21 protein-coding genes are annotated in these 21768 nt (G+C 51.7%); 6 read left to right on the top strand and 15 right to left on the bottom strand.

The features are described from left to right. Positions 1–17 precede the first annotated feature (17 nt). From ACZCED_RS20450 to ACZCED_RS20425, 6 genes are all read right to left on the bottom strand, one after another. On the bottom strand, positions 18–3437 hold the full coding sequence (locus tag ACZCED_RS20450) for an AAA family ATPase (RefSeq protein WP_464861581.1): 3420 nt from the start codon (positions 3435–3437) through the stop codon (positions 18–20). Continuing rightward, positions 3418–4380 (bottom strand): SPFH domain-containing protein, encoded by a 963-nt coding sequence (locus ACZCED_RS20445; protein WP_462970516.1) that lies wholly within the window; start codon positions 4378–4380, stop codon positions 3418–3420. Before ACZCED_RS20445 ends, ACZCED_RS20450 begins: the two co-directional genes overlap by 20 nt. 420 nt (positions 4381–4800) lie before the next feature. After that, positions 4801–6042: a hypothetical protein gene (locus ACZCED_RS20440; protein WP_464861580.1), complete on the bottom strand. Its 1242-nt coding sequence runs from the start codon at positions 6040–6042 to the stop codon at positions 4801–4803. Next, positions 6026–7168 (bottom strand): SPFH domain-containing protein, encoded by a 1143-nt coding sequence (locus tag ACZCED_RS20435; RefSeq protein ID WP_462970518.1) that lies wholly within the window; start codon positions 7166–7168, stop codon positions 6026–6028. The genes ACZCED_RS20440 and ACZCED_RS20435 overlap by 17 nt, the downstream gene beginning before the upstream one ends. A 147-nt stretch (positions 7169–7315) precedes the next feature. Continuing rightward, positions 7316–7906, bottom strand: coding sequence for a hypothetical protein (locus ACZCED_RS20430; protein ID WP_464861579.1), 591 nt, complete (start codon positions 7904–7906; stop codon positions 7316–7318). 107 nt (positions 7907–8013) lie between these two features. After that, positions 8014–8769: a hypothetical protein gene (locus ACZCED_RS20425; RefSeq protein WP_464861578.1), complete on the bottom strand. Its 756-nt coding sequence runs from the start codon at positions 8767–8769 to the stop codon at positions 8014–8016. Positions 8770–9020: 251 nt separating this feature from the next. Between ACZCED_RS20425 and ACZCED_RS20420 the strand changes: the two genes are divergently transcribed. Beyond that, positions 9021–9776 (top strand): TerB family tellurite resistance protein, encoded by a 756-nt coding sequence (locus ACZCED_RS20420; RefSeq protein WP_462970521.1) that lies wholly within the window; start codon positions 9021–9023, stop codon positions 9774–9776. 12 nt (positions 9777–9788) lie between these two features. Here ACZCED_RS20420 and ACZCED_RS20415 read toward each other — a convergent pair whose 3' ends face one another. The 6 genes from ACZCED_RS20415 to ACZCED_RS20390 all read right to left on the bottom strand — a co-directional run bounded on the left by ACZCED_RS20415 (position 9789) and on the right by ACZCED_RS20390 (position 14575). Continuing rightward, the gene (locus tag ACZCED_RS20415; protein WP_462970522.1) at positions 9789–10598 is read right to left on the bottom strand and encodes an MBL fold metallo-hydrolase; all 810 of its coding nucleotides are present in this window, start codon (positions 10596–10598) and stop codon (positions 9789–9791) included. Positions 10599–10633: 35 nt separating this feature from the next. Next, positions 10634–11878 (bottom strand): acyl-CoA dehydrogenase family protein, encoded by a 1245-nt coding sequence (locus tag ACZCED_RS20410; RefSeq protein ID WP_462970523.1) that lies wholly within the window; start codon positions 11876–11878, stop codon positions 10634–10636. Next, a complete protein-coding gene (locus ACZCED_RS20405; RefSeq protein WP_462970524.1) occupies positions 11871–12272 on the bottom strand; it encodes a MerR family transcriptional regulator in 402 nt (133 codons plus the stop codon). The genes ACZCED_RS20410 and ACZCED_RS20405 overlap by 8 nt, the downstream gene beginning before the upstream one ends. Positions 12273–12452: 180 nt before the next feature. After that, on the bottom strand, positions 12453–13988 hold the full coding sequence (locus tag ACZCED_RS20400) for a putative glycoside hydrolase (protein WP_464861585.1): 1536 nt from the start codon (positions 13986–13988) through the stop codon (positions 12453–12455). Further along, positions 13936–14250 carry a hypothetical protein gene (locus ACZCED_RS20395; RefSeq protein WP_462970540.1) on the bottom strand — a complete coding sequence of 105 codons (315 nt, stop codon included), beginning with the start codon at positions 14248–14250 and terminating at the stop codon, positions 13936–13938. Before ACZCED_RS20395 ends, ACZCED_RS20400 begins: the two co-directional genes overlap by 53 nt. Beyond that, the gene (locus ACZCED_RS20390; protein ID WP_462970525.1) at positions 14222–14575 is read right to left on the bottom strand and encodes a flagellar basal body rod C-terminal domain-containing protein; all 354 of its coding nucleotides are present in this window, start codon (positions 14573–14575) and stop codon (positions 14222–14224) included. The genes ACZCED_RS20395 and ACZCED_RS20390 overlap by 29 nt, the downstream gene beginning before the upstream one ends. Before the next feature lie 646 nt (positions 14576–15221). Between ACZCED_RS20390 and ACZCED_RS20385 the strand changes: the two genes are divergently transcribed. Beyond that, positions 15222–15686: a hypothetical protein gene (locus ACZCED_RS20385; RefSeq protein ID WP_464861577.1), complete on the top strand. Its 465-nt coding sequence runs from the start codon at positions 15222–15224 to the stop codon at positions 15684–15686. Positions 15687–15834: 148 nt separating this feature from the next. On the opposite strand, the gene ACZCED_RS20380 is transcribed toward ACZCED_RS20385, so the two are convergent. Next, positions 15835–16284 (bottom strand): response regulator, encoded by a 450-nt coding sequence (locus ACZCED_RS20380; RefSeq protein ID WP_462970527.1) that lies wholly within the window; start codon positions 16282–16284, stop codon positions 15835–15837. A gap of 17 nt (positions 16285–16301) precedes the next feature. After that, the gene (locus ACZCED_RS20375; protein ID WP_464861576.1) at positions 16302–17654 is read right to left on the bottom strand and encodes a sigma-54-dependent transcriptional regulator; all 1353 of its coding nucleotides are present in this window, start codon (positions 17652–17654) and stop codon (positions 16302–16304) included. 627 nt (positions 17655–18281) lie between these two features. Here ACZCED_RS20375 and ACZCED_RS20370 point away from each other — a divergent pair. Further along, positions 18282–18560 carry a ComEA family DNA-binding protein gene (locus ACZCED_RS20370; protein ID WP_462970529.1) on the top strand — a complete coding sequence of 93 codons (279 nt, stop codon included), beginning with the start codon at positions 18282–18284 and terminating at the stop codon, positions 18558–18560. A gap of 68 nt (positions 18561–18628) precedes the next feature. Here ACZCED_RS20370 and ACZCED_RS20365 read toward each other — a convergent pair whose 3' ends face one another. Continuing rightward, positions 18629–18856 carry a hypothetical protein gene (locus ACZCED_RS20365; RefSeq protein WP_464861575.1) on the bottom strand — a complete coding sequence of 76 codons (228 nt, stop codon included), beginning with the start codon at positions 18854–18856 and terminating at the stop codon, positions 18629–18631. A 167-nt stretch (positions 18857–19023) separates the two neighbouring features. Between ACZCED_RS20365 and ACZCED_RS20360 the strand changes: the two genes are divergently transcribed. The 3 genes from ACZCED_RS20360 to ACZCED_RS20350 all read left to right on the top strand — a co-directional run. Next, positions 19024–19602, top strand: coding sequence for a winged helix-turn-helix transcriptional regulator (locus ACZCED_RS20360; protein ID WP_464861574.1), 579 nt, complete (start codon positions 19024–19026; stop codon positions 19600–19602). A gap of 86 nt (positions 19603–19688) precedes the next feature. Next, entirely contained in the window at positions 19689–21290 is a 1602-nt protein-coding gene (locus ACZCED_RS20355) for a Gfo/Idh/MocA family oxidoreductase (RefSeq protein WP_462970532.1), read from the top strand. 24 nt (positions 21291–21314) lie between these two features. Beyond that, a partial coding sequence (locus ACZCED_RS20350; protein ID WP_464861573.1) for a GDP-mannose 4,6-dehydratase occupies positions 21315–21768 on the top strand: 454 nt, incomplete at its 3' end.

Genomic DNA, 21768 nt, shown 5'->3' with positions numbered 1-21768 from the left:
TGCCTGTCGAGGAGCGGCTAGTTGGGGTTTTTCGTGGGCCTGTTTTTGCGTTCGCGCACTTTCTGAAGCAAGCGCTTCAGCGGGTCGGTCATCAGGGTCAGGGTGGATTCTCGCTGGCGGAAAATCTCCTCCAATGAAAGATGGGGGTCTTTCGCCGGGCTTCTCAGGTAACGGCGCAGGGCAATCAGTCGGTTTTTGATCTCTTTTTCCGCCCGGATCCTAAGAATCTCTTTCTTTCTCAGAATGTCCTCTTTGATCGCCTCGTCGGGCCGTTTCCCCTGGTATTTGTCCAGCTTGTAGCGGATCCGGATGAAAATGAGATCCTGCAGCACCTGCTCATACTCAGGGTCCAGGCAGATCACTTCCGGGACCAGATCGCCGAAATGGGTAACCCCCAGAATGTCCTTGTCCTGGGTCCAGTAGTTGACCAGAAACTCCTGTTCCAGGTCCAGGTAGTTTTTTAGGGGCATATACATCCGCCGCAGGTACATCAGCACCTTTTCCGTTTTTTTGCGCTGCCCGCCGATGATGACCGAACCACCGACCTCCCCCCGCTTGACTCCCTTGGTCCATGGTGCCCCCGTAATACCGAAATCATTGTACACGGGAATGTGCATCAGGGCCGACAGGGTATTGATGGCCAGGGCGTATCCCGCCGACGGCCCGCCCACACTGTATGAAGCGGAAAGCAGTTGGTGATGAATGGTATACTTGTCCAGAAACTCACCCAGAAGACGCGCGGCACTGACCTTGGGATCCATATCCTGCAGGTAATTTTTGACCATGGTCAACGCCTCATGGGCGCTCTGCTGGGTCATCTGGACCGCCATCTCCATTTGGGCGCCGGCCGAGGATGACGATGACACCGCGCCGGTGACCATCACTTTTTCTGAAGAGAGGCTATAAGTCAGGCTGGTGGCGATGGGCAGCAGAACGCCGGTGACATCGTTGGCCCCGACGCCGATGATGAATCCCACCTGGGGTTCCTGGCTCAGTTCCGCCTCCAGGAACTCATCCAGCACCACCTTGCCTTTTTTGGTGGGGCTCTCGGATATTTCGTGGCGGGCCGATTTGAGGTGATTGGTCACCATTGGATAATCTGCCGGCTGCCGAATCGGTTCCATTATCTTTAAAACCGCTTCATAATGTTCCATAAATCGATCAGGAGCGCTACGAACGATTGTTTTCACCTGGTTCTGATCGTCTAAGGCCTCCAGTATGCCCATGAGGGTCTTGAAATTGAATTTAATAAAGTTCTCTCGGGCCTTTACCGAGTCATGGCGGATTTTACGAAGGCGCAAAATCACTTCGAATTCGGTGTTTCTCAGCGACCTGGCCTTTTCGACAAAGGCGGCATAATCCGCTGGTGTATTGCAGACGCCTTTGGCCGCTTCCACGATACTGTCGGTTGTCAGGTCTGTAGACAAGGGAATGTCCGCCAGGGCGTTTTCAACAATCTGGAGGATGTCTCCTTTCTTCAACAGGCCCTTAATTTCCAACACCTTGAGTCGCTTGGACCGGATCAGGGCCGGGTCGAGAATGTCCAGCCGATTGGTGGTAAGCACGGTGAACACCTTGTGCAGGGGCGTTTCGCCATCGATGAGATTTAAAAACTTGTTAGTCAGTTTGTCCGACGGATTTCCCCCGGTACCGCTGCGTTTGGGTGCCAGGGCATCGCCTTCGTCGAAAAAGACCACCGTAGGGGCAATCATTTTGGCGATGTCGTAAACTTTTTCCAGGTTGTCCACGGCGCCGTCGACAGGATTGGACGGGTCCTGCAGGGCGCTGGCGCTGGTGGCGATATCGTGGACGTCGGTGTTTTCGCTGAGCCAGGTGCGCGCCAGAAAGGTTTTACCGCTTCCCGGCGGTCCATTGAGCACGACCCCTTTCTCCTCGCTCACGTTATAGTATAGGCAGTTGTTGGTCATCTCCGAAAAGACATCCTTTATACTCCCCACGTAAGCTTCCCATTTGACATCACGGTCCATGTGGCCGACCACCTTCTTGTAAAGATCGCCATAGGAATTCTGGGCGACCAGTTCGAAGGCTTTTCTGACCAGCATGGCGTCATCCAGGTAGACGGATACAAAGTCGCCCTTGATCTGGATGATGGAGTGAATCAGTTTGCGCACATAGGAGGGAATCACCTTCAGGGCACGCTCTTTGAATATCGAATAGAGTTGATCCACGGTCGCCGATACCTCATCCGACTGCAGGCATTTGACCGATTCGCATACGTTTTCGTTCTGTTCGGACAGCACCAGAATGTCGTTCCGCAGCAGTTCCAGGCGGACCACCTCCTTCAGGTTCTCCGGGTTGGTCCAGTAGTCGGAAATATTGATGATGCTGCCCTTTTCCACAAACCGACGATAAACGGCGGCATCGAATCGTTCGGGCTGGTCTGTGGTTGCGATAAGCAGGCAGTCGCGCTTCCCGTTGATGATTTCATCCAGAACGATATTGGATGTGTCCACCAGGGTTCGCTGCTGACGGGTCACCCCGGAATCGCGACCGGTGGCTTTCCCGAACGCACTGTGGGCCTCTTCGATGTGCCGGATGGATGTCCTGCGCGGATCCCCCAGGGCTTTCTTAAAATAATTTCCTGGCTCGCCGGCCAGAGCGGTCTGGAAATCATTCGGGGTGACCATGGCATAGTCAACCCAGATACCCTGTTCCTCCAATTTGGAGAGGCTCTGGCCGATCTTTTTTTTCAAGATTCGTCGCACCAGCGGAATCCTGTTGAGCCGCTTGTAAAATTTCACTTTTTTTCGCCGTGACATTTCGATGGCCAGCGTGGGATCTATCTCTTCGATGGTCTTCCAGAACGGCTCCCCGGCAAGTACTTCCTCTTTTTTGCGATGAAGATCCACCTCCGGCAGCACGTCATTACCGAAAATGATGCGTTCGATGGCATGGGATACGGTGGAGGTCTTACCGCTTCCGGAAGGACCGACGAATAGGAGCAGTGACGCTTTGGGAACACTGGCGTCTGAAATGTACTCTTTTCGCAGGTGGGCACGGTACACTTTTTCGAAGAGATCGTGGAGTTCGACCGGGATGTGGACGTCTACCAGTTCCTTTTCAAGCAGAGAGAGCAGATAGCGGTAATCTTTGGCGGAGACTTCTTTTTCCAGTATCTTGTTCCAGGCATCTTGAGGATTGGTGTGGCCTGAAATTTCAAAACGCTTTTGCCAGTCCGTGAGAATATCCGGATCTTTAAGCACGTTGAACCGTTTTTCTGGAGCATCCATAAAAAAGGAGAGGGCCGTTTCCAGAACGCTGTTGAACAGTCCCATGGGCGGTCGATATTGGTTGAGGCGGGCGCGCATGAAGGATTTGGTTTCCTGGGGCCAGGCGGCCACAAGGTCTTTGATCTCCTGGATCCGGCTTTCCGGCAGTTGGACGTAGGTGATCTCTCTAGTCAGCCGTCTGGCCATCTTTTCCTCCCTCCGACCGGTTGGCAGAATCGAATGCGGGAAGGGCGATTGCCGGTGTGTTTCCCTGGGTATTTTGGATGACCACGGTGTTTTGCCCCAGCTGGTGTTTCTCATAGGCGGTGGCCCATTTCTGCTGGGTGAGGAATTCCAGCAGCGCAGTGTCGGTGGCTCCATCCTTTCGACCCACTGCGCGCTGCAGGTCCTGGATGCCGCCCAGATAGGCTGCATAGAGTTTGCGGATACGGCTGGCCTCCTGGTCCGCTGCGTAGTTATCGGCTTCGGCAATCAGTTCCCGGCGTTTTTTCTCTTCGGAAGCCTCCACCAATTTGTCGCCGAAGCGGGTCTCCTTGAGCACGAAGCTGACGACTTCAACCCCGTATTTTTTTTCGATGGTGGGGCCGCCGATATTGATGGGGCGTGATTTCAACGCGGTGAAGATCACCTCCTTGATGGTTTCACGGTCACTGATCAGCCGGTCAACCTCCTGGGCCTGCAGAATGTCTTTGGCGATGCCGTCGTAGTCGCCCTGCAGCAAATCCAGGGGGCTCAGGTTTTCGATGGCCCACGTATTCAGATCGCGGATCCGGTAGGTGAGCACCCCGGAGGTCCACAGGGCCACGTTGCCTTTGGAGATAATTCGCATGGGCGCCGGGGTGCCGCCCAACTGGAGGGTTTGGTTCATCAGCGGCACTTCCTGCTCGATGCGTGTGAAATAGGGCAGGCGGGCATGCCAGCCTACATCCGTAACCGCCTGCCGAACGCCGCCGAATCGCTCCAATACCACCGCATAGTTCATCTTGACCTTAAAAATGGTTTTGGTGGCATAGACGACGGCAATCATGCCGTAGATCAGCCCGACAGACGTGATCAGGGCAATCAGGCGGCGCAGGACGGTTTTGACGAAGGACCGCCGAAGCAATTGATTGGGTAGCGGTGTGGCCATATCTGCTCCTTTGGTTGCTGGATAAATGCCGACGGGTGGCATCCGTTAGCAATTGGCTCATCAACGGCAGGCATTTTCTGATCGTTATCGCAATCCCGGTCGTATCGAATGCTGGTTCGCCCGACAAGTGGCAAAAAATGGATTGGTGACGACCGGAGCGGTTAGAAATGGTTAATTATGTAAGGAGAAGATGCCCCGCCATCTGAAAACGCATATCGGCTGACACGCTGCCAATGCAGACCATGGGGAATAAACCGTTCGGGCTGCTCTTTTGTACCCATGGGTTCGGTCGCTTTTACATACCGGCTGCCATTCGAACGATGGCCGGATGATAGTTACCAGACATTCAACCATGAAAAAGGTGTGGTTTCAAGGGGAAAAACGGCTCAACCATCGGCGGCCTATCCGCGGTCATGAGAATTACAGATTACCCGCCAACCCGAGCTGGTTTTGATTGACGGCGATATGGTAGGTGGGCTGGACCAGGTCGTGGTGGCGTTTTTCAAAGGGAAGGTAAACCAGTAGATAGCGACTGGGTTTGACCCGAATATCAGCAATACGATCCTCCATTATTTTTTTCGGACGCAGGAGTCCGGCCAGATTCAGTTTAAGGGCCTCGACGGATTCGGATACCGGCAGGTTCACCGGGTGCATGCTTCCCTTTGGCACCCGGGCAATCAGGCTGCTTCGGGGCTGGGAAAGGGTGATATGGTGGGTTAACCGCAGAAAACTCCGAGGGCGGATCTTGAATGCCGGGCCCCAGAAATACCATGGGGTCCGGTCCCATCCGGGTTGGATCGCCTTGGGCAGATTGGCCACTTTCACGAGGTCGGCATAACTGTCGAGATCGAGACCGGTCACGTCAGCCTTGATGCGCCAGAAGGGCAGGTAGATGGTGTTTTCCTCTTCAGGAGTCGGCAGATGAGCCACGTTCACCCGTGACATTCCCTGTTTTGACGGTTGCCACATGGATTGACAATTTTTACAGTGCAGGACCAAGGCATCCCGGCGTCCCTGCAAATCCCAACCACAGTCCGGGCAAAGTGTGGGGATGAATTGGATGCACCAGTCCGCCGGCCCACCCGCGAATCGGCTCAATTCGAAGGGTTCATCCAACTCACCGGACGTCGGTTGATTGAGTACGGCATCTATTATCCGTTTGCCGACATAAAAGGGGGAGTAAATCAGGCTCAAGGATTCACCAATGTGGCTTTGATGGAGAATTGGACCGGGCATATTGCGGTTGAAGCGGGTGAGAAAGCGTTCCATCATTTGGCGAAAGGGGAGGGTCGGCTTGATGAAATACCCTTTTGTCTCCGGGCTGACAAAACGCAGCTTCATGGCTTGGCTGCGAAGGCCGACTGATAGGGGGAAATGCACCGACGGTAAGGCCTGCTGGCTGACATCCAGAAATCGATGCTGGATGCCGTCGGGCAGACAGGAAAAAAGCATGCCCTTGAATCGCCAGTACGGAAAGTAAATCAAATCCTGGTTCTCGGGTGCATGGTGCGGCAGCAGATAGCGGAAGTAGCTGCGTTCCATGAGATAGGAATTCACCTTGCAGAAGGCGCACTGAAACAACCGATCCGTTTCGCACAGCGCTGCCGGCGCCCCGCATTGCGGGCATTGGTGATCGATAAGAATATTAATGGTGTTCTCCACACTGGGTGCAGAATTTGGACCCGGCCAGATTCTCGGCTCCGCATTTGGCACACAAGACGGGTTTGGGCTTTTCCTCAACCGGATGACCGCAGCGGGAACAGAAGTTCGCATTGGGCGCCAGGTTTTTTCCGCAATGGGCGCATTCGATAAACACCAATTGCTGGTGACCGCACATGGGGCAGAATTTGGCCGACAGCGGGATCTTGCATCGGCACTCCTGGCAGGTCGCCTGTTCCCCTTCAGGTGCCGGTACCCCGCCTGCCTGCGGGCCCTTGCCCGATGCATTGAAATACTGGGCAAACATGGCCGGCATCATCAATCCCAGGCTGGTGCCCATTCCCATACCACTATCGCCCTCGCTTTCGGATGCCTTTTCCATGGCCATGGCGGACTTCATTTGCATAAGCTTGTTCATGTCGTCGAACACACCCATGCGACTGCGGTCATCGATGGCCTTTTGCACCTCCGGCGGCGGGGTGATGGCATTCATATACAGATGGGTCAGGCCGAGGCCGAAATGTTTGAAATCGTCCTGGAGCCGCTTGGCCAGGCCATCGGCCAATTCATCGTATCTGGCCGGCAGGTTGAGGATCGAGTCGATGGTTTCGCCCATGAAATCGTTAAATCGGGAAACGATAACCCGATTCAGGTACTCTTCGATCGCTTCGGTCGTGAACATGCCTTGAGTGCCGACCATGGTGTTGATGAACAGTACCGGCTGGACCACCCGCAGGTTGAAAACACCAAATGCCCGCAGCCGGATCAGTCCCAATTCGCTGTCTTTGAAGGCAACCGGGTCACGGGTCCCCCATTTCAGGTTGGTGAAGACCTTCATGTTGACGAAATACATTTCGGCTCGCAGAGGACTGGTCATGCTCCAGGGCAGACTGGCAATTTTGGTAAGAATGGGAATGTTGCCGGTTTTCAGCGTATGACGGCCGGCCCCGAATGCTTCGACCGCCTTGCCCTTGTAAAAAAAGACACCCGCCTGACTCTCACGGACGGTGAGTTGTGCCCCCCATTTTATCTCCCCGGACCCCTTTTCTGGCAGTCGATGGACCAGTTCCTTGCCACTTTCATCAAACCATTCCAGATTTTCCAGAAATACCAGGTTGTCAGCTTTCATGGGCCGATTCTCCTTTATTTTATCCTAAGCGTTGGTTTTCTGTATCGGTAGCGATTGATAAAACATGAGCAGTGGAGGCGGCAATCTTATGCTTCGGCTGGAAATCCTTTGCTTCGCTGCTCGAATTGATCGGTCGAGATTGTCTAACTAATCGCCTGATGGAGCGGCCGTTGCAGGAGGCGCCTGCGGTGAATCCGTAATTGTCTCCTCGGTCACCGGGGGTGGGCTGTCGGAGGGCTGCTGGGTAACCGCGGGAAGAGGTGTCGCGACGATTTGTTCGTCGGGTTTGACGGCAGGTGGTGGCGGAGTCTGGTTTGCCTTGGTTTCCGGCGCTATGGTGGCCGGTGGAGGTGTCTGGGTTGGCAAGGGGGCCGGCTGCGCCGTGGAAGGTGTGGGTTGCGACGGAATCGTTGACTTGAGTTCGGAAACGGTCCGGTTCGCGCTGGCCAGGTCAGCCTTGGTCTTTTCAAGTTCTTTCATGGCTGTGGCAAGTTGTCGGCCGAGTCGTTCGGTCGCTGCTTTTTCTGCGTCCAGACTCTTTTGAGCGGCTTCTAGCTTGCCCATGGTCGTTTTAAGGGTGGCTTCCATGTCCTGGATCGACGCGGTTTCGGATGCGACGGTTGCTATTTCCGCCGTCAGGAACGTGGTTTGCAAGGTGGAAAGCCGGTTCCCAAGGATGATTGAAAGGAACGCAAAAAATAGTGTCAATGCGGCAAATGCCAAGGTGAGCGTATGCAACAGGGTGCTGGAACCGGTTTGTTTTTTCTGAATGGCAGTAGCAGCAGTCATTGGCGCATTCCCGAAGTTTTAAGTTGATGTCAAGGTAGATGCTGGGGTGCGATGGTTCAGCCGTCCATGGCACCCACGATGATGGTCAGGGACCACTCCCTGTATTTGTTATCCATTACGGCGGACACCTCTAATCCGATGGTTGAAAAAACACGCTGTAAAAAAGAAGCGTATGAAGGTGCCGTTTCCTTGCTGTTCACGGTCAGCACAAGACCTTTTGGCGGTTTGGAAAACGCACTTTGGGCCACACCGTTAGTCTTCCAGCCATCTGCCGTCAGGATCTCGTCCAACTGCCTGGCTGTCATTTCAGACATTTCATCTTCCATCACGCAGAAGATATCCACATTCCCTTTGGGGCCCGGGTCGAGCAAGCCGATGAGCTGTTCGCGCTGGCTTTCCGAAAGGCCGCCCTCCGGTTCCAGTTCCAGTTCCAGATATTCACTGTCTTCCGAAGCGTCACCGTTTGCTTTCTCTTGTTCACGATGGGCTTTAATGGCCGCCTCGGCAATCTCCATGCGCTTTCTTGCATCTAACAGCGCCTGGGTCAGTTCCTTGGCAGACGACTTGCTCGTTTTCAATTTGAGTTGATTGATATCTTGGTGTTGTTGGGTTTGAAGCAGTTCTTTGCGGATTTCTTCAGCCGTTTTTTCGAGAGCCTTGACCCGTTTGTGAGAGTTTTCGAGATCGTCGATCAGTCCGCGAACGCGTTTTTTCGATTTCCCGACAGTCAGGACAACCAAGATGCCCGTCAGCAATGCAAAAACCAGCGTGGCCGTCAGCATCCAGCCGTTCAGCGCAGCAACCGATTCCATGTTGGTCCACCAAGATAACATACGCGACAGCCTTTCGTGGAATGGTAGTGGGAAAATTACGCAGGGATCTTTATCGGTGGATAATACAAAGAAAATTAATATAATTCAAGCCCTTTCTACCTGTTCTATGGCTTTTGCGTCTAGCTATCAGACAGTTGGCAACCCTGATGTTATGTGCTACGGGGAGTACACCTTCAGGATAAATGATCGATTGGGTGGGTGAAAACGAACAGCAATAGGAGAATCGCTTAATGGGTTGGATGGGAAAACTGGTTGGCGGAACTATCGGGTTCGCACTTGGCGGGCCCCTGGGAGCGATATTCGGCGCGGCCTTTGGGCACGCCTTTGATACGGGTGCCGAGCTCGATAAGACTGGCCACCGCCCCCGACTGTCAACTATCGAGCAGCATCAACTGACATTTTTTGTAGCGGCCTTTTCCATGCTGGCCAAGCTGGCCCAGGCTGATGGACGGGTGACCCGGGAAGAGATCGATTCCATCGAGCATTTCATGGAAAAGGACCTGAGGCTGGACGTGGATAGCCGGAATGCCGCGCTAAATATCTTTCGGACAGCCTTGAATGCACCAGGGACCTTTGGCGATTTTGCGCGCCAGTTTTACCAGCAGTTCCGCGATCAGCCTCAAATGCTGGAGCTCATGATAGACATCCTGTTGCGAGTAGCGTTGTCTGACGGTAGCCTCGCCCAGGGTGAGGAGTCGCTGATCCTTTCCGCCGTTAACATATTTAATTTCAGCACCGTGCGTTACGAGCAGATAAAGTCCCAGTATGTCCGCGTTGCGGATAAGGCCTACGCCGTTCTTGGCTGCAGCCCGGACGCTGATGACGAACAGGTAAAACGCTGCTATCGGCAGCGGGTACAGGAATATCATCCGGACAAGATCGCCGCAAAGGGACTGCCAGAAGAGTTCACCCGATTCGCTCAAGACAAATTTCGTGAAATCCAGGAAGCATGGGAGCAGATCAAAGCGGCCCGGGGTCTCAAATAGAATCCAAGGACACTAAGCTGCACGGATAGCGGAACGAATCATGTTGGCGAAACTGGCATTGCCCATGGTGAAGAATTTAATGAACCGGTCCTGGCGGTGATCCAATTGTCGGATAATTTCCTTTTCAGTAAGTCCTTTGATCAGCAGCAAACCGACCGCACCGGCGACATCCTCAAGGTAGGCCAGCTTGCGGCATAGCCGCTGACGGCCCTTCGACAAGACGGGGTTGTGGGCACAAAAGAGCTGGTCAAAATCGTATTTCAGCACGTTTTTGAGGGACCGGATCTGTTGGTCGATTTTTTCATCGGACCTGAAAAACTTGATCCGGTCTCCCAGGTAAAGGTCGCCGGAAAAAAGCCAGCCATGTTGTGCTTCCAGGTAAACCGTATGATCTTTGCTGTGTCCCGGTGTGTGAATGGGTAAAAAGCTAAATTCATCGGCCGACACAGCCTCGGGCAGGGGAGATACAGCGACCGGTCTGGATTGTCCCCAGACAATATGTTGATAGGGCAAAATGGGCCGAATATGGCCCATCTTCCGGGCGGTCAAAGGATGGCCCCAGACTGGGGCGCCGCATGTCTTGGCGATCATGGCCGCGTTGCCGCTGTGATCTTCATGATGGTGGGTCAGCAAGAGTTGCCCGATTCGATGGGACAGGACGAATGATTTCATTTCGCTGGCCATCCTGGTCTGGCAGCAATCGATGAGCGTGTCTCCAACCAAGTAACAATAGACGTTCATCAACGGGCGGCCGATGATGCCGTATCCCAGTTCCAGTGCCGTCACCAGGGGATTGAATCGCTGCTTGTTGACGATCTTCATCTCAGGCGTTTGTCTCCGGGCAGGACCGGTCATGGCTATTCATAAATCTTTTCCTCGACCGCATCCGCCTGGTCCGCATCCAGTTCCCAGTTTCGGGTATCAGTGTCCGCCCTATGCCTGGAATGGTTTCGGTACCACTCATTGGCAATGATCATGGACATGACTTCATTGGTGCCCGTCCAGATGGAAGCCAGCCGCAGATCACGGACGATGCGTTCCACGGGAAAGACATTGGTGTAACCGATGCCACCCATGACCTGCATGGCATTGTGGGCAACCCGTTGGCAGGATTCGGTGACAAATTTCTTGGTCTGGGACACCATCCGCCGGATCGTTTCATTTGACTCGCCACCATCAACCGCCGTGCAGGTGGCATACACCATGGCACGCGATGCATCCAACAGCATGGCCGCCTCTGCGATCTGGAAACTGACACCCTGAAAAGAGTTGATGGTGGTACCAAAGGCTTTTCTTCGACTGGAATAACCGGTGGCTACATCCAGGGCAGGTCTGGCGGCACCGATGGTCATGGCGGCGGTTCCCAGCCTTTCCGGAATCATCATGGTGTTGAAGACCGCATAGGCACCGTTAATGGTTCCCACCACATTGGTTTTAGGAACGCGCACATCCCTGAATACGATCCGGCCGGCGCCACCGCCACGGCAGCCCATGAGGCCGTAGAGATATTTGGTTTCCACCCCCGGACCACGATCGACGATAAAGCAGGTGATTGCCTCATGGGGTTTGGCGCCGGGGTCCGTCTTCGCGTACACCAGGAAGAAGTCAGCGCCTTCCGCACCGACGATAAAGCGCTTCTGCCCATTGATCAGGAAAACGTCTCCATCTTCAACGGCTGTGGTGGTGGTCCCGAAGAAATCGGAGCCGCCGCGCGGTTCGGTGAGGCACTCTGCAGCAAACAACTCGCCTTTGAGCAGCGGCCTGACGTATCTTTCCTTCTGGTCATGGCTGCCGTGGCGAATAATGGCATCGCAAACCAGTTCAGCGCCGACACCGAAAACACAGGCAAAAATGTATCCTAGCGTCCCCACCTCCTCCATGGCCATGGCCGTTGTTACCCAATCCATATCCCGGCCGCCCCATTGCCTGGGATATCGGCACCCCATGAGGTTGCGGGCACCGGCTTCCTTCAAAAACGCCTTGGGAAACTGAATGCGGTCCTGGTCCATGTCCAGGATCATCTGCCGGGGCACCCATTTTACCAGATCTCTGACTTCCTCTCGAAAGACCTTCGCCTCAGCCGACAAAAGATGGTCAAACATCTTTTTCTCCCTTTTCAAGCGTTTCAAGCCGATCGATCAGTCTTTGTCTGACCTCGATCATGTCACGCTCCATGGCCTTCAATTCTTCCATGCGGTTTCGGATCTCCCCCAGCTTTTTGTCGCCGTAAGCCAACGCATGTCGAATCTGGTCGATTTCGTTGACGTCCACGTCAGCCAGGCCGATCATTTTTGCTATTTCGTCCAGAGAATAGCCGAATCGTTTCCCCCGCAGGATGAGCTTCAAGCGGATCCGATCCTTGTTGGTGTACTTGCGTTGATTTCCGGGACTACGATCGGGTTTGATCAAGCCCTTCTCTTCATAAAATCGAATAGATCGGCTGGTGATGCGGAATTCCGAGGAAAGATCCGAGATGGAATAGGTTGCTTTTTTCATTTCTTCCGGGCGGCAATTAATATAACCTTAACGTTAAGGGAAACTATTACTACGAAGACCGCCAGTGGTCAAGGGGAAGCCGGAAATCTACACCGGTTCATGCCGATGAATGTTTTCGCACGCTTGCATGGCAATGCCGGACTGCCAATTCCGAAGGGCTGCCGGGGGGAGTCAAAGCGATCATTCGTATCGCTGTACCGGGTAAGTATCGACGCTGTTGATCGGATGACCGGTCAGGGAAACACCAAAAATGTTCTCTGAGATGGATGCGATGTTGATGGCTTCCGCCGGTGAAACCCGTTCGAGATCTTTTTCAACGGGCCATCGTTCTGCCTGCGCATACCTTTCCAACCGAGCCGGCGGAATACCATTGACGGAAAAGGTGCAATCCTGGGCCCAATCGATATGGATCGGTCCGGGACGCATTCGGCGGGCATCTTTTCCTAAATCGCTGCACAGCAGATCGCTGAGAAGTCTGCGTTTTGTGTAAGGTTCGGCATCCGGGTTAAACGGGACGGCTCTTTTTGTCAGGATACGGTCCATGATGCCTTCTTCGAGGGTTGCCATTATGGCGTCCGGAGAGGAATAGCGCGAGCGTTTGCCGTTTTTGGATGCTTCGAGGGAGAGAATGGAATAACCCGATTTAAAGTTGGTGTAGTTGACGACGGCATTTATCCCTCGTGTCGATCGATCGTCTTGAGACACCAGATCAGTCACCGACGGATAAAATGTGGGCCTGGACAAGGTTACACCGGACCGGGCAGCCATGGCCCTGTATGACAAGCCGTAGCGCCCGGTAGGACTCCAAATCGACCAGCTGTTTCCCGATGCGTTTTCAATGCCGTCGATCTGGGCCACGATTTGTTGCGCTGAATACCAGAATCCTTGAATCCATGGTCGAATCGGTTTACCGGTGCGATTCATCATGCTGCGCATGCTGGATTCCATGATCATTTCAGGGAACTCCCCCGGCGATTGTTTGCCCAGAAAACCGCGGGGGAAATGAGACGGATAGAACATGGGGCAGATGACGTCCAGATGAGGAGCCATTTTCTCCAAAACCTGCCCGACGCCGAAGTCATCGGTTTTCCAGGCGGTCAACCCAAAAATGTCTGCAGAGATGCTTACCCCCATCGGTTTTAATTCATTGTGCGCTTTTTCGAGGAAGGACCCAATGCAGTCGGATTTAGAAAAACCGGGTTGGGTGTTCGGGTAGTTGATGATGGAAAGGTCTCCATCGCTGGGGAAACGAACGTAGTCAAACTGAATTTCATCGAATCCCATGCCGGCCAATTCTTTGGAAAGGGCAATGTTGTAGTCCCAGACCCGGCTGTCGCTGGGATTGGCCCAATGAAGGCCGTTGGCGTCTGTCCAGGGTGCATCCGATGAACGGTCCATCACACTTAACTCCGGCATAACCGCAGCCAGTTGATGATCAGCAAAAACATCCACCTTGGCAATGGTGTGTATGTTGTCATTTTTGAGCCGGGCCACGTGCTTCTCCAATCCGGTGTGATTGGCTCCGACGCCCATCTTAATGGCCAGGGCGTTCTCGGACGGCCACATCAGTTTGCCTCTGGGGCTTTTGACGTGAAGAACGACCGCATTGACTGGTGTCAACGTAGCATAATGGACGATTTCATCAAAAGTGCGTTGAGTGATTTTATGAGGCGGAATGTACAATGCGTTGAAGCAATCCGGGTTTGTTCCTGCCATTGAGAAACGGCAGAATGCCGTGGCGGCCAGAAAAAAGGTAAAAGCGGCCAGCAATGATATGCGGTGGAAGCGACGGTAAAGATCCAACTGTTTGATCATCCTTTCTCAGCCCCACGGTCTGTTGATGGCTGAACGGGTTGCGGTGTTCGGTAATCGTGCTGGTTTGACTTGATTTCACTATCGGCATTTTTACGGTTTCATGAAGGTGGAGAATCAAAATTTCGCCTTGCCCTTTATCGAATGGTGTCCAGGAGGCTGCCAAGCATTTCATCATGAGCCTGAATTGTCTTGAGATTGGCCTTATATCCCGCTTGGGTCGATATCGATTCAGTGATTTCTTCGGCGATATCGACATTGGACGCTTCCGCTTGCGTCTTCACGCCATTTTCCGAAATTGTCGTGCTGGTACCGGGCGAATCGTCTCGATTGACCACTGGTAAGACTCCACCAAACGGTCCGTCCTTGAGCGTCGCGCGGCTTTTTTTGAAGCCGTCTGAATTCACATTGGCGATGTTGTTGGCGGTGACATTCATCTTTACAGAGAATGCCGAGATTGCCGAAAGACCGGACTTAAGCGGTGAAATCATGTGTGCACCTCACAGCGGACCAATTAGTAAAACTGACAGCCTTTGGTTTAGCAAAAAACATGCCGTCAGAAAAATTGTATAACATAATGAAATCAGGGTTATGCGGTCTGACTCATACGTGAAGATAGCCATGTTGACAAAAAAAGGCACTCGTCACCATCAGAGGGTAAAAACTGCCGATGAAGGAGTTCATACTTGCCGGATAGGGACCTGAGATGGCTGGCTAATCGTCGATCAGCAACAAATAGTGGGCGGATTGTTTCTGGCGGAAATTTACTTTTAGAAAAATCGGAATCGGAGTGGGAACCGGACAAGCCAGCCGGCAGAATAATTATTAATCATAAATAATACAAAAGGTTGTGCGGAAATTGAGGTAAAAATTTCAGAAAAGGATATCTGTTGTGAACGGATGTGTACACGTCTATTGCAGAAAAAAATCGATGTCACAGATTTTTTTTTAATAATTTGCATGGTCATTGCTATAGGTGGTGATGTCGTTCGTTCACGGATCGCCATTGCCTTATGGCAGCATTCGAATCAGCACCAAGGCGGCCAAGAACAAACGGCACAAGGGCAAATAAGCACGTCGGGGAACACCCGCGCCGGTAAACGCGATCGATGAAAAAATAGAGATCAGGAGGGCTTTGTGGAAATTATTGATCCTAACAAACCAATTTTGAATCCCAGCACACAAGTAAAGGCAGACGGTCAAACGAAGGTTAAAAAAGGCGAATTCGATGCGATTTTTAAAAAGACGGTCGATTCAACGGAATTCAAGCGACTCCGGACGGAATCGGCAACTTTCCTTTCCGATATTCGTCCAGCCCAATTTTCAGCTGAATCCTTACCGTCGGAAAAGCTGCTTGTTGACCGGGTCCAGGGGTTGATCGATACAATGGGGATCTATCAGCAAAAACTGATTGACAGCGGCGCTACGCTAAAAGACATCCAACCGCTGGTCCAAAAGATGGCTGCCGAGAGTGACGCCCTTCGCGCCACATCAAACGCCGCGGAGGGGCAGAAAAGCATGAAAACAATTGTCAATCATTCGTTGACGCTCGCATCCATGGAGATCGCCAAATTCAACTCCGGATACTACAATGAAGGTTGAGCACCGCCATCCTGTCGCTGCTGAACGAATTGATCCGCAATAGCGAGCACAACGAAGGTGAAATCTATTTTATCCTTGCTGTGCTGCGGGTCGGGATGAAGCAGAAGTCCACCTCGTTGGGGGCCGCGCGCAGGCTTCTATCATGCGGTTAGAAGTTGGCAATGCTTTTTGCGAACGCTGGGTCCTGGAATATCCTCTTGGCAAATTTCAAGTATTTCTCGGCAATGGCGCGAACGGCCAGTTGCAGCGCATACGGTTTGACTGGTTTTTCCAGCAGATGATTGACATCGGACGCCACGCACATGTTCACGATGTCGTCGCTGGCGTTGCCGGTGATAATGATTGCATCGGCATGGGCGGTGGGAAATTTCTTTTCAATGGCGTCAAGGAAATAAAAGCCGCTGGCCCCACTTAGAAAAACATCGACCACAAAAATGGCTACTCCGATATCCCTGCCGAGGCAGTAGGTCGTAGCCGCCTCGGAGTCCGTGAATGACATCACGTTTCCCCACGTATAAAAACGCTTGATCGTCGTGGAAACCAGTTCACACACATCCGGGTCGTCATCAACGACAATGACATCCAATCCTTCAGCCATTTTCCACTTCCCTCCATCTATGTATCAATAATATTGTATTTCGCCATTTTTCGATAGACGGTCGTTGTGTTGATGCCGAGCAGTTTAGCCGCTTCCGCCTTGTTTCCGCCCGATCGTTGAAGCGCGTGGCGGATGGTTTTTTCTTCGATCACTTTTAAATTGCAATTCACATCTGCAGGCATCCACGTGTTGGATTGCTGAGCGATTTCATGGGGCAGGTCTTTGACCTGAAGCACATCGTTGACACCCAGCGCAAAGGCTCTTTCAAAAACATTTTCAAGCTGCCTGACATTCCCGGGCCAGTGATATCCCATCAGCAAGGCCATCGCCTCCGGACTGACCTCCGGCACGGTTGCAGAACCTTTAGATCTGTGTTTCTTGATAAGGTGGCTGATCAACAAAGGGATATCTTCCCGTATTTCACGCAATGGCGGCATGGTAATGGAAATGACATTTAGCCGGTAATACAGATCTTCTCTGAAGGTTTTATTTTTAATTGCCTCTTCCAAATTTTTGTTGGTGGCGGCAATTACACGGACATTCACTTCCGTTTCCCGGGTATCTCCAACCGGTCGGACTTTTTTTTCCTGCAACACCCGGAGCAAACTCACTTGAACCGCCGTTGAAACCTCCCCGATCTCGTCAAGGAAAATAGTGCCGCCATCAGCGGCTTTAAAAAGCCCGATGGAATCTTTCGACGCTCCGGTAAATGCGCCTCTTACATGCCCGAAAAGTTCGCTTTCCAAAAGGCTTTCCGCGATAGCGCCGCAATTGACCGGAATAAACGGGCCTTCCGTCCGGTCGCTGTTGTTATGGATGACATTGGCCGTCAGTTCTTTTCCGGTACCGCTTTCACCCTGGATCAACACCGTTGGGCTGCCGAAACTGATTTGATCGATGATTTTGTATATACTTTGCATTTTAGGCGACATGCCCACCAGTTCATCATACTTGTATCGCTCTTTAAGTCGGTTCCGTATCAGCTGATTCTCTTCCTTCAGCTTTTGTTTTTCGATGATACGCTCGATCATGATCTTGAAGCGGTCGAAATTAATTGGCTTTTGAAGGAAATCGTAGCTGCCCAATTTCATCGCCTGGATGGCTGTTTCGATGGTGCCATAACCGGAAACGATGATGACTTCCGTTTCAGGAGAGGCCGCTTTGACCTGTTTGAGCAATTCCATGCCACTGATCTCAGGCATATTCAAGTCGGTAAAAACAACACAAAAATGGTCCTCCCGAACCATCTCGATGGCCTTTTGACCGCTTGATTCAGTGGTAATATTGAAACCGCAGCGATTCAGGAACTGGTCAACAATGGAAAGAATCTGTTGATCGTCGTCAACAAAGAGAATTTTATAGTTTTTCATAAATTTCTACAGTGGGTGGTCAAATTTGTAGACAGTCAATGAAGAATCATGTGGCGCGATGAGAACATCCAACCAGGATCCATATATACCTCCAACTTTCTATTATTAATAGGTAAAATCAAATGATTATTATCATCTCATGAACATCAAAAGAAAGTCAAGCTGCCAAAAGTACCGTGTCAGAATATTTTTTTCCGGCTGGTATTGAATGTGCATTCACAACCGTCCAGTTTCTGGCTGATTACAAACTGGATTGGCATCGATCTGAGCAGCATTTCCATTTCTGAACTGAGCTGACCTTCCCTTACCTATACGCATCGATCGTCTTAAAATAACGCAGGCGCTCCCACTGCCCGCTGCATGTTGAAACCAATCATACCCTGGTTGCTTGAAGGGCAGGCGGCGGACGAATACCCATATTCCAATTGTGTTTTGCCATGAATGGCATGGCAAAACAACAAAAGTCCATCCTGTAGCGAGGGGGGAATGTCAATTGGCATTTCCAATGATGAAAAAATCGAAATGCATGTTTGTCATGAAGGGGGTGAGATTACAGACACGCCATTGAAGTTGAACGTAATAACCCTTGGGATGGACCCATGAATACTATTAGGAAAAGGAGGATTTATGAACCATTTCAGGAAGCAAATTTATTTGGCTGTTCTGGTCACGGTTGCAGTTATCTTAGCCGGAACCTGTTATGTAAACGCAATGGAAAAAGTCAACATCAATACCGCTTCTGTTGAACAACTGATGCAACTTGATCGCGTGGGAGCCAATTATGCCCAACGAATCATTGAATACCGTGAAACGCACGGACAATTTAAGGCGCCTGAAGAAATCATGAAGGTCAAGGGTATCGGCAAAAAAACCTGGGAGGCCAACAAAGACAGGATTGTCGTCTGAGAAAAGTCTTTTTGCGTTTCTGAAGACCTTGCAACCTTGTTCCACAATTGCTGAGTCATATGATGCAGTCAGGCCTGCTTGTCCTGCTGTTTGCGGTGGGGCAGGCAGGCCAGTTCGATGCAACCGATATGGATGCTTATTTTCAAAAAACCGATTTTATTTATTGATAATAAAGAAAGCCTGTATAGGCGAAAAGATGCACAACGGCTCAGTTCGGGCGATAAGATCCGATTAACACCGATCACCCGCCTCTCGACTCTCAAATCTGCATCACCACCATCATCAATGATTTCCAACTGCACGCTTTAATTTGTTATCTTTACGATTGACTCCCGCCTGCTTTTGTGTTCAATAGATGAACGCATTATCGACCTGCCAATGGTATGCTTTATTTTCCTCACTCCCTCGAAAGCACATCGGCAGATGTAATCCACACGGCGGAGCTATATGTGACCAGTTTATCATGGAATCGAAAAACCTGAAGACATTGCAGTTGCTGGAAGCCATCGCCAGGGACAAGCCGACATCACAGCGCGAATTGTCGGATATCCTGCAGGTATCCCTGGGATTGGTGAATTCATTCATCAAACGGTTGGTAAAAAAAGGCTATTGCAAGATAACGACTGTACCAAAAAATCGGGTCAAATACATGCTGACCCCTTCGGGTGCAATGGAAAAAACGCGCCTGACATACGAGTACATTTCTAGTTCGTACCACTATTTCAAGGCTGCCAAAGACAGGGTGGACGATCTTTACGCCAACCTGCAGGGTGAAGGTGCGACTCGGGTCGTATTTTACGGCGCCGGTGAACTGGCTGACATTGCATTCCATTCAATGGCAGGGACAGGTGTCCGCCTGATTGATGTCGTAGACCCGACGAGAGAAGGAGAGGTGTTCGCTGATTTCATCGTGAAAGCGACCTCGCGGCTCAAAAAGGTGGATTTCGACGCGCTGCTGATCACCATTTACGATAACCATGAGTCCGTTTTAAATGAAATCAAAGGTATTGGTGTGCCGTCGGATCGGATAAGGTTCTTTTAGCCATTATAGTGAAACCTGGCCTATCGCTCTACGCTCAATGGATCGACATCATTGCTTAATCAATCCAGATTATGGGGAGACAGAAGATGACCTACAACGGACCCCGCGTTGCGGTAATCGGTTCAGGTTACTGGGGAAAAAACCTGATCCGAAATCACCAAGAAATCGGATCGCTGAGCCTGATCTGCGATAAAAATGAGACCGTGCTCCAAGGCTTCAAGGCGCAGTACGCGGGCTTAAAAACCTGCCTGGCGGTAAACGATGTCTATGGGGATCGAAGCTTAGATGGTGTTGTCATCGCCACACCTGCTGAAACCCATTACACGATTGCCCGCGAAGCCCTATTGGCTAATAAACATGTGTATGTAGAGAAGCCACTGGTTCTGGATGAAAATGAGGCCGAAGAACTCATCCAATTGGCAAAAGAACGCAAGCTGGTCTTAATGGTTGGCCACCTCCTTCAATATCATCCGATTTTTATTCGATTGAAGGAATTGGCATTGAATGGAGATCTGGGCCGGATCAACTATATTTACTCAAATCGGCTCAATCTGGGCAAAATTCGTCGTGAAGAAAATATCCTCTGGTCATTTGCACCGCACGACATTTCGATGATCCTTGCTTTGGCCGACGATGAACCGGAATCTGTAATTGCAACCGGGGGTTATTTCCTTCACAAAAAAATTGCCGACGTCACAACAACCCATCTTGAATTTAAATCCGGAATGCAGGCGCAAATCCTCGTTTCCTGGCTGCATCCGTTCAAGGAACAGAAATTGGTGGTGGTTGGCGATCGGAAGATGGCCGTGTTCAACGACACCAAGCCTTGGACAGACAAACTCTGGCTATATCCCCATGAAATTAAATGGGAGCACAACCTTCCCGTTCCTGCCAGAGCCGAACCGGAAAAAGTCGATGTTCCACAGCAAGAGCCCCTGAGACAGGAATGTGAACACTTTCTCCACTGCATCGCCACCGGTGAGCAGCCGATCACCGACGGGAACGAAGGCCTGCGGGTGCTGCGCGTGTTAAAGGCCAGCCAACGCTCTTTGGATGCCAAGGGGACCCCTTTTCAACTCGTGTCCACCTCGCAAAGGGATGGCCGGCAGGCTGCTCCAACCGTGGGAACGGATTATTTCGCACATGACTCTGCGGTCATCGATGATGGCGTCTCGATAGGGAAGGGGACCAAAATCTGGCATTTTTCGCATGTATTGAAGGGATCTAAAATCGGTGCAACGTGCAATATTGGCCAGAACGTGGTGATCGGACCGGATGTCACCATCGGCAATGCGTGTAAAATTCAAAACAACGTCTCTGTTTACAAAGGGGTTACCCTGGAGGACGGTGTCTTTTGCGGTCCCAGCATGGTGTTTACCAATATCTACAACCCTCGTGCAGAAATTCGAAAAATGGACCAAGTGCGCCCGACGCTGGTCAAACGGGGTGCTACGTTGGGAGCCAATTCGACGATTGTCTGTGGCACCACCATCGGCCGATACGCATTTGTCGGCGCGGGTGCCGTGGTCAACAAAAACGTTCCTGACCATGCACTGGTGGTTGGCAACCCGGCTAAGCAGATTGGCTGGGTTTGCGCCTGCGGGGAACGGCTTTCAGACGATCTGGAATGTCTTGCGTGTGAAAAGTGTTATGAAAAATCAGGTGACAACATCAAAGCAACCCAATAATAAATCAGCGAATAGTTAACGCCCATGAAAAAGAAAACCGCACTGATCACCGGGATTACCGGTCAGGATGGTGCCTATCTGGCAGAATTTCTGCTGAAGAAAGGGTATATCGTCCACGGCATCAAGCGCCGTGCGTCATTGTTCAATACCGACCGGATCGATCATCTATACGAAGATCCCCATAAGCTCGGACGAAAAATGATCCTGCACTACGGTGACCTTACGGATGCCACGAACCTTATCCGCGTGCTTCAGCAGGTTCAACCCGATGAGGTATACAACCTGGCTGCCCAAAGCCATGTTCAGGTGTCATTCGAGACGCCTGAATACACGGCAGATGTCGATGCCCTCGGTGCGATGCGTCTGCTCGAGGGCATCCGTTTGTTGGGGCTCGAGAAAAAAACCAGGTTTTACCAGGCCTCCACGTCTGAATTATACGGCAAGGTACAGGAGATCCCCCAGACCGAAAAAACGCCCT

The sequence above is a fragment of the Desulfosarcina sp. genome (genome assembly GCF_055467485.1).
Note: the sequence above shows the minus strand (reverse complement) of the source record. Positions and strands in the feature narration are given on the sequence as shown.